This is a genomic window from Microbacterium shimangi, assembly GCF_043556445.1.
Taxonomy (GTDB): Bacteria; Actinomycetota; Actinomycetes; order Actinomycetales; family Microbacteriaceae; genus Microbacterium.
On sequence record NZ_JBIGII010000006.1, the window covers coordinates 1 to 21,444 of the forward strand.

Below are 21,444 nucleotides of genomic sequence, written 5' to 3' on the forward strand. Positions count from 1 at the left end.
AAGGAAGCCCCTTCTCCCCCCCCCCCCCCCTTCCCCTCCCCCCCCCCCCCCCCCCCCCTCCCCCCACCACGGGGGTGCCTTGTCTCCTCCACTGGGGTTCCGACCTCGGCGACCTCTCGCAAGACGAGCTGGTCTCGCTGGCCGACGCGCTCGTCCCCGCCGTCGGGCCGAGTTCGATCGACACTCCGCTGCGGCTGAGCCTGCTTCCCGCGCTCGCCGACGGCTGGTCGGGACGCCCCGCGCTGGGCCTGCCCCGCTCCGGCGCTCGCGCACACCTTCTCTCTGTCCGGCGCGACGGCTCTCGCCTCGAGATCAGCTCCCGAGCGGGCGACGCCACCATCACCTCCTCCCTCGTGCTGACCCCCGAGGGAGTCCTCCTGGTGCGGCATGAGCTGCGCAACGACGGCTCTTCTGTCCTGCCGCTCACGTCGGCCGGTGTCGTGCTCCCGCTTCCTGACCGCACGGTCGAGGTGCTCGACTTCACCGGTCGATGGGCGCGCGAACGTTGGCCGCAGCGCCTACGCCCCGGGCACGGCACCTGGCTGCGCGAGTCGCGCCACGGCCGGGGCGGCCACGACGACGCCTTTCTCTTCGCCGCGGGCACGCCCGACTTCGGCTTCCGCTCGGGCGAGGTCTGGGCGACCCACGTCGCGTGGAGCGGCGACACCGCTTCGTGGTTCGAGCGCACGGCCCTCGGCCGCACCGTCATCGGCGGCGGCGAGCGTCTCGGGCTCGTCGAGCTGGCGCCGGGCGAGAGCTACACGACGCCGACCGTCGTCGGTGCGTGGTCGGGCGACGGACTCGACGGCGTCTCGGATCGCCTCCACCCCTGGGTTCGCTCGTGGTCGACGATCCGAAAGGCCCGTCCGCTCACCCTCAACACGTGGGAGGCGGTCTACTTCGACCAGTCCCTCGAGCGGCTCACCCCGCTGATCGACCGCGCCGCCGAGGTCGGCGTCGAGCGTTTCGTCCTCGACGACGGCTGGTTCCGCGGTCGCACCGACGACCGCCGCGCCCTCGGCGACTGGACCGTCGACCTCCGCACCTGGCCCGACGACCTCACCCCGCTCATAGAGCGCGTGAGGTCGGCAGGCATGGAGTTCGGCCTGTGGGTCGAGCCCGAGATGGTCAGCCTCGACTCCGACCTCGCACGCCAGCACCCGGAATGGATGCTGACTCCCGCCGACGGCGTGACGTGGCGCTGGCAGCACGTGCTCGACCTCTCGCAGCCGGCCGTGCGCGCCTACCTCTTCGAGCGCCTCGATGCGCTGCTGACCCAGCATCCGATCGCCTTCCTCAAGTGGGACCACAACCGCGACCTCCTCGTCGAGGACTCCCACGCCCAGGTCGTCGCGGTGTATGCGCTCATCGACGACCTCCGTGCGGCGCACCCGGGCGTCGAGATCGAGTCGTGCGCGTCGGGCGGGGCGCGCATCGATCTCGAGATGCTCCGTCGAACCGATCGGGTCTGGGCGAGCGACACGAACGACCCGCTCGAGCGGCAGGCCGTGCAGCGGTGGACCGGGGTGCTCGTGCCGCCCGAGTACGTCGGCTCGCATCTGGGCGACGCGCACGCGCACACGACGGGTCGAGCGTCTTCGCTGTCGTTCCGCCTCGCCACGGCGCTCTTCGCGAGCGCGGGCATCGAGTGGGATCTCACGCGCGCGACCGAAGCCGAGCTCGCTGCGGTACGCACCTGGGCCGACCGCTACCGGCAGTATCGCGGGTTACTCCACTCGGGTCGCACGGTGCGCGCCGACATGCCCGAGCCCGGCGTGCTGGTGCACGGCGTCGTCTCGCTCGACGCGCGGGAGGCGGTCGCGGCGTACGTCGTGACGGACGGCGCTCACGCAGCGCTCCCGCCGCGGTTCGTGCTCCCGGGCCTCGACCCGGCACTGCGCTACCGCGTCGAGGCCATCGATCTGGGTGCTGCCCCGCTGGTCCTGCAGGATGCGCCGCCGCCGTGGCTGGCCGAGGGCGCCGTGCTCTCCGGCGCCGTGCTCTCGGGCGTCGGGCTGCCGATGCCACTGCTGCTTCCCGGCAACGCGCTCGTGCTCTCGCTCGTCGCCGAGTGAGCCTCAGCGCGCGCGCTTGACCTCTTCGTAGGCGGCGAGGGCCTGCCGACGCGAGTCGCCCAGGTCGACCAGCGGTTTCGGCGCGTCACCGTCGAGGTATTCCGGAGCCCAGCGCCGCACGTACTCGTCGTGCTTGTCGAACTTCTGGCGCTGCAGCTCGGGATTGAAGATGCGGAAGTAGGGCGCAGCATCCGCCCCCGATCCTGCGACCCACTGCCAGTTGAACGGATTGCTCGCGCCGTCGGCGTCGACGAGGGTGTCCCAGAACCATCGTTCGCCCTCGCGCCAGTCGATGAGCAGGTTCTTGATGAGGTACGACGCCGTCACCATGCGCACGCGGTTGTGCATGGCTCCGGAGTGCCAGAGTTCGCGCATACCGGCGTCGACGAGAGCGACGCCGGTGCGCCCCTGCTGCCACGCCGCGAGGTGCTCTCGATCGAGATCGGGCCAGGGGAACGCGTCGAAGGCGCTCCGCAGGTTCTTCGTCGCCAGCTCGGGGAAGTGGTAGAGCGTATGGGCGGCGAACTCGCGCCAGCCGACCTCGGAGAGGAAGCGGGAGGCGGATGCTGCGTGCGCACCCGTGCCGCGGTGCTTCACTGTTTCGTGCCAGACCTGGTACGGGCTGACCTCGCCCCATCGGAGGTGAGGCGACAAGTGGGAGGTCGACTCGCCGGCCGGCTCGTCACGCGAACGGTCGTAGTCGCCGAGATCCTCGTCGAGGAAGCCCTTCAGCCGCCGGAGTGCGGCCGGTTCTCCGGGCTCCCAGGCGTCGCGCAAACCGCCGGCCCAGTCGGGCTTCGTGGGCAGCAGCTCCCACGCGTCGAGGTCGTCGGAGTCGGGCAGGGTCTTCGGCGAGGAGATCTCGCGCGGCTCCGGCAGGGGCGCGCGCGGTGCGGGCATGTTCTGGCAGGCGCGCCAGAAGGGCGTGAAGACCGAGAACGGGGTGCCCGATCCGGTCTGGACCGTCCAGGGCTCGAAGAGGAGCGACGCGGCGAACGAGGCGACCTCGACGTCGTCCTCGCGGAGGGCGGACTTGAGGCCCGCGTCGATCTCCCGCTCGGCTCCGCCGTAACGGCGGTTCCAGAAGACGGCGCCCGCCGCAGCATCCGCCACCACCGCCGGCACGACGTCGGCGGCGCGGCCCCGTCGAAGGAGGAGTGCGCCACCCCGTTCGCGCAGGCGCTCGCCCAGAGAGGTCAGACTGCCGTGCAGCCACCACTGCGCCGCACCTCCGAGCGCCCGCATGCCGTCGGCGTCGCCCTCGAGCACGTAGAGGCCGATGATCGGCTCGCCGCGGTCGATCGCCGCGCGCAGAGCCGGGTTGTCGGCGATCCTCAGGTCGTCGCGGAACCAGACGATCGAGGGACTCACCATCCCGCCACGTTATCGACCCGGATCTGCCGCGTTCGCGGGCTTGACACCCGGAGCCGCTGCGCCGTGCTGGTCGGGTCGTGCTCTGGGAACTCGCCGAAGTCGCCCAACCCCGGGCGTGTCCCACTTTCCGCAACCCGGAGGCGGGATCCTTGCCGAATTCGGGACATGGCCTGAAGCATGTCCCACTTTCCGCAACTCTGGGGTGGAATCGTTGCGGAATTCGGGACATGGCCTGGGGTGTGTCCCACTTTCCGCAACATTAGGGCGGAATTCTTGCGGAATTCGGGACATGGCGGGTACCCGGGCGGGGTCCTCTACAGCTTCGAGGTGTCGTGGCCCTTCGGCACGACGATCTTCAGGCCGCCCGCCACGATGCGGCAGTGGATGCGGGTGGCCTCGCCGAATTCGTCGCCGTCGAGCTCGACGGGCTGCGCGGGCATCGTCGCCGTCTCGATCTCGCGGCCGCGCAGGTAGCGCACCGAGGTGTCGCGGCCGCGTCGCTCGAGCACGCGTCGGCCGGCGCGGAAGCGGCGGAGGACGGAGTTGTCCCACGCGACCTTCCGCCAGACGCCCAGCCAGCCGAAGGGGCCGGTGGGCTGGATGATCGCGACGTCCATGAGGCCGTCCCCGATCGAGGCGCCCGGGATGAGCTCGATCCCCGCCGGCAGCGTGCCGCAGTTGGCGAACAGGATGCTCTGGATCTTGGCGCCGTGCAGGCGGTGGTCGTCGAGCTGGTACATGATGCGGAACGGCTTGGCGTTCACCAGCGATCGCGCGGCACCGTCGACGTACGCGACCCAGCCGACGGTCCTCTTCAACTGGGCGCTCGTGTTCGCGATCATGGCCGCGTCGAGCCCCATGCCCGCCATCACCACGAAGCCGTGCTCTTCGGTGCTGCCGTCGGGGCGGCGCAGGCGCGCGACCCCCGCGTCGGTGGAGTGGATGTCGCCGTGGAACGTGGCCCGGATCATCGCGTCGGGGTCGGCGAGCGGCAGGTTGAGGTTTCGGGCCAGCAGGTTGCCGGTTCCGCTCGGCACGATCGACAGGGGCATACCCGTGTCGGTGAGGGCTTCGGCGACCGCGCGTACGGTGCCGTCGCCGCCCGCGACGAGGATCGCGTCGACCCCGCCGACGACTGCGCCGCGGGTGGCGTCACCGCCGAGGTCGTCGACGGTCGTCTCGAAGAAGAGCGGGGCATCCCACCCCGCCTCGGCCGACAGCCGCGAGACGCGGGAGCGAAGTGTCGCCGGCACCACCTTGGTGGGGTTGTAGACGAGGGCCGCGCGCTTTCCGGTGCGCTCGGGGGCGGCCATCGACGTCGTCTCGCCGTCCGCGTCGACGCGGCGGGCTTCGCCTCGGGGCGCGGCCGCGCTGTCGGGTGCGACGTCGTCGGACTGGCGGATGACGTCGTCCGGCGCCGCGGCCTCGAGGGGATCGGGCGCGTCGGTGTCGGCGCCCCGCGGTCCGGGAGCCCCTTCGGATCCGTGCGCGGCGCTCTCGTGGTCGGCGGGCGGATCGAGGGGTGCGGCGGGCATGGCTACCACCATAGGGGGGCTCAAACGGAACCCCGTCGGTGGCCCCACGCGCCGACCGGCGGCGAGGGGGCCGCCCGCGGACTCTAGACTGATCGCGTGATCGACGTGACCCTGCTTCGTGAGGATCCTGAGCTCGTCAAGCGCTCCCAGATCGCCCGAGGGGAGTCTGCCGAGAGCGTCGACGACGCCCTGGCGGCCGACCGATCGCGCCGTGCCGCGATCACGACCTTCGAAGAACTGCGCGCGGCCCAGAACGCGCACGGCAAGCGCGTCGCCCAGGCGCCGAAAGAGGAGAAGGCCGCCCTCGTGGCCGAGGCCAAGGAGCTCAGCGAGCGCGTGAAGGCGGCGCAGCACGCGGTGACCGAGGCCGAAGCATCCGCGGATCTGGCCCTGTCGAAGATCGAGAACATCGTCATCGACGGCGTGCCCGCGGGAGGCGAGGCCAACTTCGTGACGCTGCGCACCCACGGCGACGTGCCGACCTACGACTTCGAGCCGCTCGACCACCTCGCCCTCGGTGAGAAGCTCGGCGCCATCGACATGGAGCGAGGCACGAAGGTCTCGGGCAGCCGCTTCTACTTCCTCACAGGCATCGGCGCGCGTCTCGAGCTCGCGCTCATGACCCTCGCCCTCGATCGTGCGCTCACCGCCGGCTTCACCCCGATGATCCCGCCGACGCTCGTGCGTCCGGAGGTCATGCGCGGCACCGGGTTCCTCGGGCAGCACAACGACGAGGTCTACCACCTCGCCGAAGACGACCTCTACCTCGTCGGCACCAGCGAGGTTCCCCTCGCCGGGTACCACATGGACGAGATCCTCGACTTCGAGCGCGGACCCAAGCGCTACGCCGGCTGGTCGACCTGCTACCGCCGCGAGGCGGGGTCGTACGGCAAAGACACGCGCGGCATCATCCGCGTGCACCAGTTCAACAAGCTCGAGATGTTCGTCTACACCGAGCCCGAGAAAGCCGAGGCCGAGCACCTGCGCCTCGTCGAGATGCAGGAGCGGATGCTGCAAGACCTCGGGCTCGCGTACCGCGTGATCGACGTGGCCGCCGGCGACCTCGGTTCGAGCGCGGCGCGCAAGTACGACATCGAGGCGTGGGTGCCGACGCAGGACGCCTACCGCGAGCTCACCTCGACCTCGAACTGCACGACGTACCAGGCGCGACGCCTCAACACCCGGTACCGGTCGTCGGTCGAAGACGGCGGCACCGGCAAGACGCAGCCGGTCGCCACGCTGAACGGCACCCTGGCCACCACCCGGTGGATCGTCGCGCTGCTGGAGACGCACCAGCGTGCCGACGGAACGGTGGCCGTGCCCGAAGTGCTCCGCCCCTACCTCGGCGGCCTCGAAGTGATCGAGCCGGTCGCGTGACCCTCCCAGAAACGGGCAGCGTCGACGTCGTGCAGCAGGAAGACGCCGCCGAGCTCGTCGAAGACCTCGCAGAAGACGGCCTCGTCGAGCGGATGCTGATCGCGCTCGACGTCGACGGAACGGTCATCCTCGAAGACGAGTCGCTCTCGCCGGGCGTCGTGGAGGCGGTCGAATACGCGCGGGAGCGCGGACACGAGGTGATGCTCGCCACGGGTCGCAGCTGGGACAGCACCCATACGATCATGGACCGCCTGGGCATCTGGCCCGAGTACGCGGTCTGCTCGAACGGCGCCATCGTCATGAAGCGTGTCGGCGAGGGCACGGCTGCGGGGTACGAGCGCGCGCACACCGAGACGTTCGACGCGTCAGAGGTGTTGTCGTTGTTGCGGGAGCACCTGACCGACGCGCGGTACATGGTCGAGCTGCCCGACGGCTCGCGGCTGTACACCGAGTACCTCGAGGACTGGAACCTCCGGGGCGCCGGCCACGTCAGCTTCGAAGAACTCACCCACCAGCCGGTCTGCCGCGTGGTGGTGGTCTCACCCGGCAAGACCGACGAAGACTTCGTCGACCTCGTCGCCCGTATCGGGCTGAACCAGGTCTCGTACGCGATCGGCTGGACCGCCTGGCTCGACATCGCCCCGATGGGCGTCGACAAGTCCACCGCCCTCGAACTCGTGCGCGGGTGGCTCGACATCGAGCCCGAGCACGTCCTCGTCATGGGTGACGGACGCAACGACATCGGAATGATGCAGTGGGCGGTCAAGCAGGGCGGTCGGGCCATCGCCATGCAGCAGGGGCCGGCCGAAGTGCACGAGGCCGCGAGCGAAGTCGGCCTCTCGGTCAGTGAGGGCGGCGTCGCCGCGATCCTGCGCACCCTGTAGGGCCGACGCAGCACCCGCTCGTTTGGCGTGTCTATCAGGGCTTGTCCAGACGCGTTGGCCACAATGGCCCGCAGGGACTCGGGTAGACTCCTCGATCGTCGTGTGCTGTTGGGCACGTCATCGGGAGGGTTGTCCGAGCGGCCGATGGACCTGGTCTTGAAAACCAGTGGGCAGAGATGTCCCGTGGGTTCGAATCCCACACCCTCCGCACAGCTGATGCACTCTCCGCCGCACCTGGGGTCGGCGGGCCTGACCCGCCCGAGAGGATCCGAGTGAGTTCGATCAAAGCCCCCCGTGGCCGCCGCCCGGTGGCACGTCACGGACGCCTCACGTCGCCGCACCCGTTCGCGCAGCTGATGAAGATGCTCGGCGTGGCCATGGCGGTCGTGCTCGTCGCGGGCCTCGGCGTCGGCGGTTTCGTGCTCTACGACCTCACGTCGAACTTCACCGCAGACGCCACTGAGCTCGAGGGCCAAGAAGCGGCACCGCCCGACATCGGCGCGATCGAGGGCGGCGTGAACCTCTTCATCGCCGGCACCGACAAGTGCGAGCCCGAGTACGCCGACATCTTCGGCGATCGGTGCACCGGCCCCGACGCGGGCGGCGAACTCAACGACGTCAACATGCTCGTCCACATCTCGGACGAGCCGCGACGCGTTACGGTCATCTCGTTTCCGCGCGACCTGATGGTGCCGATCCCCTCATGCACCGACGAACACGGCACCACCACGTCGGCGATGAGCAAGCAGCAGATCAACTCGACGTTCACCTACGGCGGCCTCTCGTGCACGGTGAAGACCGTGTCGGAGCTGAGCGGGCAGAACATCCCGTTCGCCGCGACCGTGACCTGGGGCGGCGTCATCGAGATCACCAACGCGGTCGGCGGTGTCGACGTGTGCGTCTCCGGCGGCATTCGCGACCGTTACACCGGTCTCGACCTCACTCCCGGGATGCACACCATCCAGGGCGTCGAGGCACTGCAGTTCCTGCGTACCCGGCACGGTGTCGGCGACGGGGGAGACCTCGGCCGCATTTCGAACCAGCAGCAGTACATGTCGCGGCTGGTGAAGAAGCTCGTGAGTGAGCAGGTGCTCTCGAACCCGGCGACCCTCTACAAGCTCGCGTCGACCGCGCTCAGCAGCATCGATCCGTCGACGTCGCTCACCAATCCGCTGACGCTCGCGCAGATCGGGCTCGCCGTGAAAGACGTGCCGTTCGACGAGATCACGTTCATCCAGTACCCGACCCTCGCCGACCCCGCCGACGCGAACCGGGTGGTGCCCAACAAGACGGCCGCGGCGGCGCTGTGGGCCGCCCTCGAGTCGAACCAGCCGCTGGAGCTCACGGGCGATGCGAGCCAGGGCGACGGCGTCGTGCTGGTGGAACCCACCGACGCGCCGACCGAAGCCGCGCCTGCCCCTACCGAAGCCGCGACCGAGACTCCCGCACCTTCTGAAACCGCCGTCGCCCTCCCCGAGTCGATCTCGGGCGTGACGGCGGCGCAAGAGACCTGCTCGAACGGCAACCTGACCGGCATCGGCTGAGTCGCGCCGCCGCGGCGGCGGTTGCGGAGGCGAAATCAGTTTCGGAGGGCTGGTGCGCAGCATCCGCTCCTCCGAACGTGAATTCTCCTCCGAAACCGGTGACCGGATGCTGCCCCCCACCCGAAAGCGCGGGTTCGAGCAGACCGGCGGTACCGGTTAGGATGGGTGAGCGCGTCCGTCGTTTCGACGTCGGATGCCTGGAGACGTCGCATAGTCCGGCCTAGTGCACCACCCTGCTAAGGTGGAGTCCCCTTACGGGGACCGAGAGTTCAAATCTCTCCGTCTCCGCCATTCTTCGGCTGTTTCGACGCCTTCTTGCGTTCAGTTGTTCATGGCATGGTGGGATCTGGTCGGCCGGTGGCCGGTGCAGTGTGAGCGAGCGAAGAGAGCTCGCATGACAGGGAGAACGCACAATGTCAGTCGGACTGCTCGCCGTCGTTGACGACATCTTGACCGCGGCTCTCAAGGCCAGCGCGAAGACCGCGGGGGTCGTCATCGACGACGCCGCGGTGACGCCCCAGTACGTGCAGGGGATCACACCGGCTCGCGAGCTGCCGGTCGTCTGGAAGATCGCCCTCGGCAGTCTCGTCAACAAGTTCGTCATCATCATCCCGATCGCGCTGCTCCTGTCGGCCTTCGCGCCGTGGGTGCTGCCATTCCTGCTCATCATCGGTGGCGGCTTCTTGTGCTTCGAGGGCGCCGAGAAGGTTCTCGAGTGGTTCGGTGTGCACCACGAGAAGGCCGACGACGGTCCTCGTGACGAGAAGAAGCTCGTTCTCGGCGCGGTCCGTACCGACCTGATCCTCAGCACCGAGATCATGCTCATCGCCCTCGCGAGCCTCGATCCCGACTTCGGCATCTGGATGACGCTCGGTGCGCTGGCCGTCATCGGCCTGGCAATGACGACGCTCGTCTACGGCGCCGTCGCCCTGCTCGTGAAGATCGACGACGTCGGCCTGCGACTCATGAAGAGCCCGGCGCGGCAGATTCGACGCACCGGTGCGCGCATCGTCGCGGCCATGCCGGCCGTCTTCCGGGTCATCAGCATCGTCGGCACGGTCGCGATGCTGTGGGTCGGAGGCCACCTCGTGATCGAGAACCTCCATGAGACGTTCTGGGCGGGTCCGTACGATGTCGTCCACGCCGTCACGCACACCATCGAAGCGGCGGGGCCCGTCATCATCTGGATCGTCGACACGGCGATGTCGGCCGTCTTCGGCCTCGCGCTCGGACTCATCATCGTCGCCATCGTCATGGGCATCTCGCGTGTCGTCTCGCGCAAGCAGCCCGTCGACGCCGCGCACTGACGTCTGACTCGCCGACCCGGGCGTGCACCCAGGAAACACGGAGAAAGCCCTGACCCGCAGTGCGGATCAGGGCTTTCTCACGCGATGACTCAGGCGGTGACGGCGGCCCTGAGCGCCGCTGCGGCCGCCGAGACGTCGTCGGCACCGTAGATGGCACCGCCGGCGACGGCGATCTGCGCTCCGGAGGCCTGAACGGCGGCGATCGAGTCGACGTTCACGCCGCCCGCGACCGAGAAGGGCACGCCCGAGGCGCGACCTGCGGTCAGCAGACCGTCGAGGGTGTAGCCCTCCTGAGCCTGCTCGTCGAGGCCCGAGTGCATCTCGACGAATTCGGCGCCGAGGGCGACGACCTCTTTGGCGCGAGCGGCCTTGTCTGCGACGCCGATGAGGTCGACCACGATGCCCTTGCCGTGCTTCGTGGCGGCCTTGACGGCTCCGACGATGGTGCTGTCATCGGCGACGCCGAGCACCGTGACGAGGTCGGCGCCGGCGGCGAAGGCGATATCGGCCTCGAGCTCGCCCGCATCCATCGTCTTCATGTCGGCGAACACGATCTTGTCGGGGTGAGCTTCTTTCATCGCGGTGACGACCGAGAGGCCTGCGCTCTTGATCAGCGGAGTGCCGAGCTCGAGGATGTCGACCGAGTCGGCCGCTGCTGCGGCGAGTTCGAGAGCGGCCTCAGTGGTGAGGGTGTCCATGGCGAACTGGATCTTCATGTTCCTGCTTTCGTTGGGCGGGGCCGGGAAGGCTCCAGGGTCATTCGAGGTTGGCGTGGCGGGGCCACATGTCGTCGGCGCTCTGCCCGCTCCGCTTCCACAGCACGTGGAAGAGGGAATCGCCCAGGAGGACGACGATCTGCTCGAACAGGCCGCCGGCGTATTGCGCGGATGCTGCGCCCGAGCGATCGAGCTTGTCTGCCGCCGGAGCGATCACGGCCACGTCGGCGGCGGCCGCCAGCGGCGAGTCGGGGGCGGTCGTGATCGCGACGACGGTGCCACCGACCTCGCGCGTGGTCGTCGCGGCGCGGACGATGCCGGCGGTCGTGCCCGATCCGCTCGCGGTCAACAGGAGATCGCCGGTCTCGATGGCGGGGGTCGTGGTGTCGCCGACCACGAAGACGGTCTTGCCGAGATGCATGAGGCGCATCGCGGTCATCCGCAACGCCAGGCCTGATCGGCCGGCGCCGAAGACGAAGACGCGGTCAGCCGCGGCGATCGCGTCGACCATCGCGGCGAGCTGATCCTGCTGGGTTTCGGCGAGGAGGCCGAGGGTGCGCGACACCTCGTCGTCGAGCTGCCGCAGGGTCGCGTCCAAGGATTCAGGAGTCGGAGTCACGCTTCGATCCTCCGCGTGTGCCCGCGCTGGCGCCCCCCGCTGAACGGCGAGACCTACTAGCCGTTCGGGTAGCGCTAGCCGCGCGGGTAGTGTGAGGCCGGTGCCTCAGCATCCGCCCTCTCCGGTCGACACCCGCGCCCGTGTGTCCGATCGCGCCCGCGCCCTCGCCGAGCAATCCGATCGGCATGCGGTGACGTTGGAAGCGTTGCTCGCGGCGTTGCGTTCGCCGCGACTCGATGATCGGGCCGCCCGCCACGCGGCGATCGACGTCGCCGCCAACGCCCTCGTCCAGCTGCGCACCGCCGCGGACGAACGTCAGCACGACCTGCTCGAGCCGGTGGTGGGCGCCTTCGCGCGCGTGAAGAGCGACCTGCGCCCGCTCGTGCGGTTCGGCGACCTCGATGTGCAGTTCATCGAACCGCCCGCGAACGGCCGCGCGCTCCCGGGCGACGTCGCGCAGGCGGCGCGAGCCATCGTGCGCAACGCCGTCCTCGCCTCGATCGGAGACGCCGCGGCGAAGCGGGTACGCATCCAGTGGGACTGCGACGGGCTCAATCTCCTCATCGGCATCCGCGACGATGGCGACGGCCAGTTGCGCGCCCACGACGACGCGCTACGCCCGATCGCCGAGCACGTCTCGGCTCTGGATGGGCACATGCACGTCGCGTCCACCCCCGGGTGGGGAACCGACGTCGAGATCTCGATCCCGCTCGATCCGGCGCCGGTGCCCTCGCCCGTCGACGACCTCACGACGCTCAGCGACCGCGAGCGCGAAGTGCTGCGCGAGGTCGCCGCCGGTGCGCGAAACGCCGAGATCGCACAGACGGTGGGCATCAGCCCGCACACGGTGAAGTTCCACGTCTCGAAGCTGTTGCGCAAGACCGGGACACGAAACCGCGCCGAGCTGGCCGCGTTGCTGCGCTGAGGCAGACGGACGGCTGTCCACACGGGGTCGGACGGCGCCACCGCCTGGCCTAGTCTCGTTCCCATGGGGTCGACGGCGAACGCGTATCTCACGGGGTTCGGCAGCTACCTTCCCGGGGATCCGGTCGACAACGCCGGCATCGTCGCGAGGCTCGGGGGAGACGACCCGGTCACCGAGCGCATCCGTCGCCGAATCCTCGACTCGAACGGCATAAAGCAGCGCCACTACGCGCTCGACGAGCACGGTGAGCCGACCGAGCTGAACGAGGAACTCGCCGTCAAGGCGCTGCGCGGCGCACTCGATGACCGGGGGATCGCGGCATCCGATCTGCGGATGCTGGCCACGGCGACGACGATGGGCGACGTCCTCGTGCCGGGTTTCGCCTCGATGGTGCACGGCCGGCTGGGCGGCGGGCCGATGCAGTTGCTCTCGGCGTCGGGCGTGTGTGCGTCGAGTCTCGCGGCGCTCGATGCCGTGGTGAGCAAGATCCGGCTCGGCGACCATCCGCGCGGCGCCGTCGTCGGTTCGGAACTACCGAGCCGGAGCCTCCGTCAGCGTCGGTACGAGGGAATCCGCGCGGGCATGGACGCGCACTTTCTGCGGTGGATGCTGTCGGACGGCGCGGGTGCCGTCGTCGTCGAGTTCCAGCCGCACCCGTCCAAGCCGTCGTTGCGCGTCGACTGGGTGCGTCAGGTCTCGCTCGCCCACGAGAACGACGTGTGCATGCGGGCGGGCATGGACGGGACCGAACCCGCGGTCGGTAAGACGTGGCAAGACGTCGGCATCGCCGAGGCGGAGGCTGTCGGCATGTTCCTCCTGCGGCAAGACGTCAGCGTGCTCGACGACCTGGCGCGGACGGGGATCCGGCAGTTCGAAGAGCTCGTCGACATCGGGCTCGTCGATGTCCGCCATCTCGACCACGTCGTCTGTCACTACAGCACGAACATGTTCCGCGACGTCGCGTTCGAGGCGCTGCGCCGCCGCATCCCGACCCTCGACACCGACCGCTGGTACTCGAACCTCGAGACCCGCGGCAACACCGGGTCGGCGAGCATCTTCATCGCCCTCGAAGAGGCCTGGAGCACCGGACGCTTCGCCCCCGGCGAGACGGTGCTGCTCGCGGTGCCCGAGTCGGGCCGATTCTCGTTCGCTTTCGCCCACCTCACCGTGGTGGCCCCGCCCGCACAGCAAGGAGCACCGACATGACGACCACCGACATGACGACCACCGGAGAAACGCAACCCGCGGGTGTGGACTCGCTCTTCGAGCGCCTCGCCGACGTGTGGGTCGAGCTCGAGGAGCGCCTCTCGCAGGTACCCGTGCTGAGCCGGCTCGCCGAGGGCACCGTGACCCTCCACGACTATCAGCGGCTTCTGTTCAACCTGCGGCAGCAGGTCGTCGACGGATCGCCGTGGATCTCGCGCGCAGCATCCAGCTTCGACATCGACCACTTCGAACTGCGCTCGGCGGCCATCCGTCACGCCGAAGAGGAGCACCGCGACTACCTCATGATCGAACGTGACTATGTCGCCGTCGGCGGGTCGCTCGACGAGCTGCGCCAGGGCCGCAAGAACCTCGGATCCGAAGCGCTGTCGGGGTACATGTTCCACTACGCCGCGCAGCCGAATCCGGTCGGGCTGCTGGGGGCGATGTTCATCATCGAGGGGCTCGGAGCCAAGCGCGCCGCCGGGTGGGCGGCTCGCTTCCAGGAGGTGTTGGGGCTCGCCGACAGCCAGGTGCACTTCATGCGTTACCACCAGGATGCGGACGCGGAGCACACCGGCAACCTCGAGGCGATCCTGACCTCCGGGCTCATCGACGACGCCGCAGCCGAAGAGGTCGTACGTTGCGCGCAGGTGGTCGCGCGGCTCTACGCGCTGCAGCTCGAAGAGCTGGACCGCTGACGTGAAGGAGTCGGCCGGCTCCGACCCGGACATGTGGGAGGCCGTCTACGCCGACCCCGCCGTTCCCCTCGATCGCGCGCTGGTGCGCCAGATCATCGGCGACCAGCAACGCCCGTCACGGAAGTGGCTGTATCCGATCGCTCGCGTGCTGTCCCGCGCCGTCGTCACCGTCGTCTCGATCGTCAAGCGCGTGCTCCCGTTCCGTTGGATGCCACTGGCGACGATGGATCGACTGTGCGTGTGGTTTCTGCGGCGGTTCGTCTCGCCCGACGCGGTCGAGCTGCTCATCCGGCACTTCGTCGTCGAGACGAACCTCATCAACTTCGTCATCCGCAACACCCCGGCCGCGATGGAACCCGTGACCCTGCGGCCGACCAGCCTCTCGGGCCTCGGCGACAACGCCGTCGTCGAGCACGACATCAACGTCTACGACGTGCTCATCGCGCTCGACGGGGTTCCGCTGGCACGCCCCGAGGCGCTCGACTTCGCCCAGCTCGACGTCCCGCGCCTCGACGCCGAGCGGGGGAGGCGTCGCACGCTGCGGCTCGATATCCAGACTGCGCTGTGCCTCATGAACATCCCGTTCTCGATCGCCCTGTCGTCGGAGGAGTACCGCCGCGCGGTGCACTCCATGCGGTTCGACGACTCGTTGCTCGAGATCCTCGCGATCGTCAGCGGCGACGACACCTTTCGGCGGTGGCAGCCGGGCGTGCTGAGTCTGTGGATGGATTCGAACGTCGATGTGCCCCGCATGGTCTACCGCCACGCGATCCTCTGCGAGTACGCGCACGCGCACTTGGTGAAGGTCGCCGCTTCGCACCGTTGAGCGTCGCCTGACCGCACAGCACTTCTCGTTTTACGGCGGGCGCGCGGGTGTCGGCGGAGCGCAGAAGTCGGGGGTCTTCTGAACGGGTCGGGGCGCCTGGGGGGCTCCGCGCGAGCCTCTGTGGTGGCGAGAGCGCCGCTTCACGCGGCGATTTCCGCCGGGTGGAAATGTTCTGCTGTGCCCCGACGGGCCGGTGAGAGACCGCCGGCGAAAGACGGTACAGGTGCGGGCTTCCGCATCTTTGACGGCCTCCGGACGGTGGTGCTAACCTCGCAACCACCAATATGTCGGGTGAAACAACATAATCAGCCCGATGGTTCCTGTCATGCACTCAAGGGAGATTGCAATGAATCGATCCGTTTACCGATGGGGAGCCGTGGCGACAGCCGCCGGCGTCGCCCTCGGCCTCGGAGTCACCGCGGCGCCCGCTCTGGCCGCACCGGCCGATGAGGACTACAAGGTCCTCGTCGTCGGAAAGACTCTCGGGTTCCGTCACTCGCACATCGACGACACCACGAACGCCCTCATCAAGCTCGGGCAAGAGAACGGTTTCACGGTCGATGTCTGGGACCCGGCGATCGGGCGCTCGCCCGGGCAGCCCGAGCTGTCGATGACGACGACCCCCTTCACGAGTACGGCCGACCTCGAGGAGTACGCGACCATCGTGTTCGCCTCTCCGGTCGACGGCACCAACAGCCAGAACCCGACGAGCCCCCGACTGCTCGACGACACCGAACTCGCCGCCTTCCAGGGCTACATCCGCGGCGGCGGCGGATACGTCGGTCTGCACGCTGCCACCGACGCGATGCACGCCGTGCCGTGGTACAGCGAGCTGACCGGTGGCGGCGCGCGGTTCCGCAGTCACCCGGCGCAGCAGCAGGCCACGATGCGGGTCGAGAACCCCGGCCACCCTTCGACGACGATGCTCCCGGCCGAGTGGTCGCGGTACGACGAGTGGTACAACTTCACCACCAACCCGCGCGAAGACGTGCACGTGTTGATCACGCTCGACGAGACCACCTACAGCCCGGGCAACGGCGCGATGGGCGCCGACCACCCGCTGGCCTGGTGCCAGAACTTCGAGGGCGGGCGATCCTGGTACGAAGGCGCGGGTCACGTCGATTCCGCGTGGACCGACCCGATCTTCCTCGAGCACATCCTGCGGGGCCTCGAATGGACCGCCGGACTCGTGTCGGGCGGCGGCGATTGCGTCACCTTCCCCGAGGTCGACGGCGTGCTCGCCTCTGCCGCCGGCGAAGAGTCGGCGAAGGCGGAGGTGCAGGGTCACCTCGCCGCGGCGAAGGCTGCGGATGCGGCCGACACGCATGCCGACGCGATCACCGCGCTTCTGCTCGCCCAGCGCTCGGCGGCTTCGCTCGAGAACGACGCGCTCGACGCCAAGATCGCCGACCTGATCGAGTGGCAGCGCGGACTCACCGCTGACGGCCCGACCGATGCCGACGGCGTGCCGATCGACGTCTCGATCGTCGATGCGCCGGGTGCGCTCGCGCTGACCGTCGCCGATTTCGGTGACGCCGTTCGCCTGAACCAAGAGGCGGGCTTCACCGATCGCTGGCGCTTCACCGCCGGGCTTCCGACCGTCAAGGTGTCGGATTCGCGCAACGCCACTCAGGCGGGTGACAGCGGCTGGGCGGCTTCCGGGCAGTCGTCGGCCTTCACCTCGGGCGACTCCACGCTCGGAGCCGAGAACCTCGGGTGGGCACCGAACCTCCTCACCGCCCGCGAGGGAGTGGCCGCGGGGCCGCAGGTCGCCACCGCCACCGACGGCGGCACCGGGCTCGCCGTCGCGTCGCTGCTGGCGTCGGCGACGCCGGAGGGGCGCCGCGGGGTGACCGACGTCAACGCGTGGCTCTACCTCGATGCGCCGCTCGGAACCGCGGAGGGTGACTACTCCGCGCGACTGACGCTGTCGCTGTTCCCGACCGACTGATCGATCGACGCGGGGGTGGGGCCGTCATCCGGCTCCACCCCGCGCTTTCCCGTTCCGGGTCGCGCTCCCGCCGGCCCGGAAAGACAGGAGAACCGCGGATGCTGCGAAGCCGCCCCGCCCTCACCGTCGCCCTCGTCTGGGCGGCGGTGTTCGCCGCGTCCCCCGCCGCGAACGCGCTCGAGTCGCCCGCAGCCGCGAACACCGACCCGCCAGCGGGTACGACCTGGGCCGTCGCGCCGTCGTCCGCCGAGGGCCCCGACGGGCGCGTGTCGTTCCGTCACACGATCGACCCGGGCGCCGGCGTCGACGAGTTCGTCGCGGTGACGAACTTCAGCTCGGCACCCGCTCCGTTCGCCGTCTACGCCAGCGATGGCGTCGTGACCGAGGCCGGCAATTTCGACCTGCTCCCGTCCGGCGAGCAGCCGGTCGACAGCGGCGCCTGGGTCGATATCGGAGCGGTAGATGGGTCGACCGCACGCGATGGCGGCGGCATCTTGATCGAGGTGCCCGCATCGTCGACGACGGTGGTGCCCATCCGGGTCGACGTTCCCGCCGACGCGACCCCGGGCGACCACCCGGCCGGCGTCGTCGCCGAGCTGGCGACGGGCGACGACGGTGCCGTTCAGGTGACCTCCCGCGTCGGTGTGCGGCTGCATCTTCGCGTGGCCGGCGACGTGGTCGCGTCGGTCGTGCCCGAATCGGTCTCGGCGTCGTACACGCCGTCATGGAATCCGTTCGCCCCGGGAACCCTGGTCGTCGATTACGTGATCTCCAACTCCGGCAACGTGCGCCTGGGCTCGACGACGAATACTCAGGCCGCAGGTCTCCTGGGCGTCGGCGGCGCGAGCTCGTCGGGGGAGCACCGTGAGATCCTGCCGCGTCAGCAGACCTCCGCGTCCACGACCCTCGCGGTCTGGCCGCTCTTCTTCGCGTGGGGCGAAGTGACCGCTGTGCCCTCCGTTGTCGGAGACGATGCCGTGCAAGCGGCGCTCCTGCCGTCGACGACGTCGTTCACCGCGTGGGCGATCCCCTGGTCCCAGCTGGTTCTGCTCGCCCTGCTGGCGCTGGTCGTCGTGCTCGTCGTTCGTCTGCGCGCCCGCGCAGAGACGCGGGTGCAGGCGCGAATCGCCGCGGCGGTGACGGCGGCGGCTCATGAGCCGACGTCGAGCGAGGGGCAGCCGACGGAGAACGCCGCCGCGCGCTGATGCGGGTCAGCGCGTGATCGGGGTCGACCGCGTCGTGCCGTCGGCCCCGAAGGCGTAGACGGTGTCGTTCGCGAGCGGCGTCCACCCCGTCTGATCCACGCCGGTGGTCGCGACGACCCGTGCGCCGGAGCGGAGCGCCGCCGTCGACAGCAGGTTGTAGTCGTCACCGTGCCCGACCGGCAGGCGGGCGCCGACAGTCCCGCGGCGGGAGAAGGCGGCCAGCGGCGGCGCGACGGTGCCGCTCGAGTGGACGACCACCAGGTCATCGCCGTCGAGCAGCATCGCGTTCAGGCAGGCGGAGGGATAGAGGGAACGCACGAGGGCGACGGCGCCGGCCACGGACTCTTCGATCGGCTCGTCGTCGATGCGATCGCGCCGGGCGAGGGCGAAATAGACCTCGCTGTCGGTTGTCCCTCGAAGGGCGTGCAGCTCGTCGAAAGACAGTGCGGACGCTCCGATGCTGAGCGGGGCCAGTGCGCCGTTGTGGGCGAAAGCAAGGCCGTCGGCGGCGAACGGCTGCAGATTCTCTTTCGACACGGCGCTGTCCGCGCTCGCGAAGCGCAGATAGAGAATGCCGGAGCGCCCGGATATCTCTCGCGACGCGGGCCAGCCGTCTGCGACGGAGGAGAGACCCGTCGCGACCCGTATGGGCGGAGCGGTCGCGATTCCCCAGCCGTCTGCGTGCAGGTGCGAGAGGTTGCGGAACTCCTCCAGGAGATCCGCGCCCAGAGCCTCGACCGGTGTCATCGAGAGGCCCGAAACGAAGCCCAGCATCCGGGACACGGGCACCTCCTGGCATTGGATCCACTTGTGTTACGTTTGGATCCTACCTGGATCCTGGAAGGCCCATGAACTCGATTCCCGCGGCGAATTCGCTCTCGACGACGTCCGATTCCGTCGCTCCGCCGCGACCGATCGACGTCGCCCACGAGCGGGCAGAGACCGCCGGATCGCGGAACGCCCGGCATTTCAATGCGGCGGGGGCAGCGCTTCCCTCGCGGCAGGTCGTCGCGACGACGGTCGAGCATCTGCATCTCGAAGAGGCCGTGGGCGGGTACGAAGCAGCGAACGAGGTGCGTCCTCGCCTCGAAGCGGTCTACGACTCGGCGGCGCGCCTGATCGGCGCGGAACGGCATGAGATCGCGCTTCTCGACAGTGCCTCGACCGGGCTTCGCGTCGTTCTCGAGGCGCTCCGACTCCGCTCGGGGTCGCGCATCATCGCCACGCGCAGCACCTACGTGAGTCATGCCCTGCATCTGATGACGCTCGCCCGCGAAGCGGGAGTCGACCTCGAGATCGTGCCCACGGGGAACGACCGGCTGGTCGACACCGAGGCGCTCGAGCGGATGCTCGCCGAGGGGCCGCCGGCAATCGTGACCGCGGCCCATATTCCGACCTCTTCGGGGCTCGTCGAGCCGGCGGCCGCGATCGGCGCCCTCGTGCGCTCGTACGGTGGCTTCTACCTGCTCGATGCGACGCAGTCGGTCGGTCACCTCGATACCGACGTGAATGAACTCGCCTGCGACGTACTCGTCACGACGGGGCGGAAGTTCCTCCGCGCACCTCGCGGAACCGGGTTCGCCTACGTCAGTGCCGGGGCCTTCGAACGCCTTCTGCCGACGGCGCCCGACGTACGCGCGTCGCAGTGGACCTCAGCATCCGAGTGGAGTGTCGATGAGTCTGCGAGACGGTTCGAGACATGGGAGACGTCGGTCGCAGGACGCCTCGGCCTCGGCATCGCGATCGATGAGGCGCTCGAGCGAGGCATGCCCGCGACCGAGGCATGGCTGTCCGAGGCGGGTCGGGCTCTGCGCCTCGCGCTCGCCGATATCGAGGGCGTCGCGCTCGCGGAGGGCGTCGACACCCCGTCGGCCATCGTTACCTTCGTCATCGAGGGCGTGGCTGCCGCGACGGTCGTGAACGAGCTCGCCCGTGAACGCGTGAGGCTGGTGTCGGTGCCCGCGACCCACGGTCAGTGGGACCTCGGCGACCGCGGGATCTCGGCCGTGGTGCGTGCGTCGATTCACGTGTACAACGATGAGAACGACGTCGCGGCGCTCGTCGACGGCGTCGCGAGCATTGCTCGCAGTCGCCCGGCGGGAGGATCATGAGCACCGTGGAGACGGACGTCGTCGTTCTCGGACTGGGGGTGCACGGCAGCGCCGTCGCCGCCAGCCTCGCCCGGCGCGGGCATCGCGTGGTGGGGCTCGAGCGTTTCGATGACGGACACTCTCGCGGCTCGTCGCACGGTCGCACACGAATGATCCGCCGGGCGTACCCGAACCCGGCCTGGAACGGCTTCGTCGCACGGGCCTACGCTGCGTGGGCCGACCTCGAGCGTGAGAGCGGCGAGGTGCTGATCCATCGCACCGGCGGCGTGTACGCGCACGCCGGCGCTTCGCAGCTGCAAGGGCCCGACTGCGTGGCCCTCGATGATGCGGCTGCGGTCGCCGAGCTGATGCCGGCACTGCGCATCCCCGACGGCTACGGCGCGGTGTACGACCCGAACGCGGGCGTGCTCGAAGCGGGTCGGGCGCTCGGTGCCCTCCGCCGCAGCGCCGTGTCGCGCGGCGCCGACCTGCGCTTCGGAGTGCAGGTCGACGGGTGGGAGCCCGCGTCGACCGGTGTCGTCGTCCGAACGGGTGACGACGAGATCCGCGCGCAACGGCTCATCGTCGCGGCGGGACCGTGGGCGGGACGGATGCTGCCCTCCCTTGCGCCGTTGCTGGACGTCTGGCGCATCCTGACCCTCACGGTGGCCGCGGGGCAGCCGGCCGGCGCGCCGCCGCAGCTCGGCGCCTTCTCGATCGACCGCCCGGAAGGACTCGTCTTCGGCATTCCCGACGCCGAGGGGAACGGTCTCAAAATCGGTGTCGACGCGGGGCCGGTGTGGGACCCCGAGGTACCCGTCGCGCCTGCCACCGCCGAAGAGGTGCACCAGCTGCGAACGCTGATGACGACGTACGTACCGGGGATCGACGTGTCGAAGATCGACGCCGTCGCGTGCCTGTACACGATGACCGAAGACAAGAGATTCATTCTCGGGCCTCTGGCTGCGGCGCCCGAAGTGATCGCGGTCTCGGCGTGCTCCGGGCACGGGTTCAAATTCGGCGCCGCCGTCGGCGAGGCCATCGCCGATCTGCACGAGGGTGTGCCTCGCCCCGACCTCGATTTCGTCTCGACCGCCCGCAGGGGGCTCTGA

The 21,444-nt window shown here is 69.5% G+C and carries 18 protein-coding genes and 2 tRNA genes; 15 read left to right on the forward strand and 5 right to left on the reverse strand.

Features of this window, described 5'->3' with window-relative positions; translation table 11 throughout:
• Positions 1–74: 74 nt before the first annotated feature.
• Positions 75–2,075 (forward strand): alpha-galactosidase, encoded by a 2,001-nt coding sequence (locus ACFXQA_RS12915; protein WP_394520281.1) that lies wholly within the window; start codon positions 75–77, stop codon positions 2,073–2,075.
• 3 nt (positions 2,076–2,078) lie between these two features.
• On the opposite strand, the gene ACFXQA_RS12920 is transcribed toward ACFXQA_RS12915, so the two are convergent.
• On the reverse strand, positions 2,079–3,449 hold the full coding sequence (locus tag ACFXQA_RS12920) for a cryptochrome/photolyase family protein (protein ID WP_394520282.1): 1,371 nt from the start codon (positions 3,447–3,449) through the stop codon (positions 2,079–2,081).
• A gap of 314 nt (positions 3,450–3,763) precedes the next feature.
• Complete coding sequence (locus ACFXQA_RS12925; RefSeq protein ID WP_394520283.1) at positions 3,764–4,984, reverse strand: diacylglycerol/lipid kinase family protein; 1,221 nt, start codon at positions 4,982–4,984, stop codon at positions 3,764–3,766.
• A 96-nt stretch (positions 4,985–5,080) separates the two neighbouring features.
• On the opposite strand from ACFXQA_RS12925, the gene serS reads away from it, so the two are divergent.
• From serS to ACFXQA_RS12955, 6 genes are all read left to right on the forward strand, one after another.
• Positions 5,081–6,361 (forward strand): serine--tRNA ligase, encoded by a 1,281-nt coding sequence (gene serS, locus ACFXQA_RS12930; protein ID WP_394520284.1) that lies wholly within the window; start codon positions 5,081–5,083, stop codon positions 6,359–6,361.
• A 92-nt stretch (positions 6,362–6,453) separates the two neighbouring features.
• Positions 6,454–7,245: an HAD family hydrolase gene (locus ACFXQA_RS12935; protein WP_394520394.1), complete on the forward strand. Its 792-nt coding sequence runs from the start codon at positions 6,454–6,456 to the stop codon at positions 7,243–7,245.
• Between the two features lie 123 nt (positions 7,246–7,368).
• Positions 7,369–7,453, forward strand: a tRNA-Ser gene (locus ACFXQA_RS12940).
• A 64-nt stretch (positions 7,454–7,517) separates the two neighbouring features.
• Positions 7,518–8,789, forward strand: a complete 1,272-nt coding sequence (locus tag ACFXQA_RS12945; RefSeq protein ID WP_394520285.1) for an LCP family protein — start codon at positions 7,518–7,520, stop codon at positions 8,787–8,789.
• A gap of 199 nt (positions 8,790–8,988) precedes the next feature.
• Positions 8,989–9,080 (forward strand) — tRNA-Ser (locus ACFXQA_RS12950).
• A gap of 122 nt (positions 9,081–9,202) precedes the next feature.
• Positions 9,203–10,096, forward strand: coding sequence for a DUF808 domain-containing protein (locus tag ACFXQA_RS12955; RefSeq protein WP_394520286.1), 894 nt, complete (start codon positions 9,203–9,205; stop codon positions 10,094–10,096).
• A gap of 89 nt (positions 10,097–10,185) precedes the next feature.
• Here ACFXQA_RS12955 and hxlA read toward each other — a convergent pair whose 3' ends face one another.
• Both hxlA and hxlB read right to left on the reverse strand, forming a co-directional pair.
• Complete coding sequence (gene hxlA / locus ACFXQA_RS12960) at positions 10,186–10,812, reverse strand: 3-hexulose-6-phosphate synthase (RefSeq protein WP_394520287.1); 627 nt, start codon at positions 10,810–10,812, stop codon at positions 10,186–10,188.
• 40 nt (positions 10,813–10,852) lie between these two features.
• Positions 10,853–11,431 (reverse strand): 6-phospho-3-hexuloisomerase, encoded by a 579-nt coding sequence (hxlB, locus tag ACFXQA_RS12965; RefSeq protein ID WP_394520288.1) that lies wholly within the window; start codon positions 11,429–11,431, stop codon positions 10,853–10,855.
• 100 nt (positions 11,432–11,531) lie between these two features.
• Between hxlB and ACFXQA_RS12970 the strand changes: the two genes are divergently transcribed.
• The 6 genes from ACFXQA_RS12970 (at position 11,532) to ACFXQA_RS12995 (ending at position 18,242) form a co-directional block, all read left to right on the forward strand.
• Positions 11,532–12,356, forward strand: coding sequence for a helix-turn-helix transcriptional regulator (locus ACFXQA_RS12970; RefSeq protein ID WP_394520289.1), 825 nt, complete (start codon positions 11,532–11,534; stop codon positions 12,354–12,356).
• Positions 12,357–12,419: 63 nt separating this feature from the next.
• Positions 12,420–13,562 (forward strand): 3-oxoacyl-[acyl-carrier-protein] synthase III C-terminal domain-containing protein, encoded by a 1,143-nt coding sequence (locus ACFXQA_RS12975; RefSeq protein ID WP_394520290.1) that lies wholly within the window; start codon positions 12,420–12,422, stop codon positions 13,560–13,562.
• Positions 13,559–14,260 carry an iron-containing redox enzyme family protein gene (locus ACFXQA_RS12980; protein ID WP_394520291.1) on the forward strand — a complete coding sequence of 234 codons (702 nt, stop codon included), beginning with the start codon at positions 13,559–13,561 and terminating at the stop codon, positions 14,258–14,260. The genes ACFXQA_RS12975 and ACFXQA_RS12980 overlap by 4 nt, the downstream gene beginning before the upstream one ends.
• A gap of 1 nt (position 14,261) precedes the next feature.
• Entirely contained in the window at positions 14,262–15,086 is an 825-nt protein-coding gene (locus ACFXQA_RS12985; protein WP_394520292.1) for a DUF6999 family protein, read from the forward strand.
• A 346-nt stretch (positions 15,087–15,432) separates the two neighbouring features.
• Positions 15,433–17,037: a ThuA domain-containing protein gene (locus ACFXQA_RS12990; RefSeq protein ID WP_394520293.1), complete on the forward strand. Its 1,605-nt coding sequence runs from the start codon at positions 15,433–15,435 to the stop codon at positions 17,035–17,037.
• A gap of 98 nt (positions 17,038–17,135) precedes the next feature.
• Positions 17,136–18,242, forward strand: a complete 1,107-nt coding sequence (locus ACFXQA_RS12995; RefSeq protein WP_394520294.1) for a hypothetical protein — start codon at positions 17,136–17,138, stop codon at positions 18,240–18,242.
• 6 nt (positions 18,243–18,248) lie between these two features.
• Here ACFXQA_RS12995 and ACFXQA_RS13000 read toward each other — a convergent pair whose 3' ends face one another.
• A complete protein-coding gene (locus ACFXQA_RS13000; RefSeq protein WP_481825246.1) occupies positions 18,249–19,016 on the reverse strand; it encodes a class II glutamine amidotransferase in 768 nt (255 codons plus the stop codon).
• A 74-nt stretch (positions 19,017–19,090) separates the two neighbouring features.
• Between ACFXQA_RS13000 and ACFXQA_RS13005 the strand changes: the two genes are divergently transcribed.
• Positions 19,091–20,353 (forward strand): aminotransferase class V-fold PLP-dependent enzyme, encoded by a 1,263-nt coding sequence (locus ACFXQA_RS13005; protein ID WP_394520296.1) that lies wholly within the window; start codon positions 19,091–19,093, stop codon positions 20,351–20,353.
• On the forward strand, positions 20,350–21,444 hold the full coding sequence (gene solA, locus ACFXQA_RS13010; RefSeq protein WP_394520297.1) for an N-methyl-L-tryptophan oxidase: 1,095 nt from the start codon (positions 20,350–20,352) through the stop codon (positions 21,442–21,444). Before ACFXQA_RS13005 ends, solA begins: the two co-directional genes overlap by 4 nt.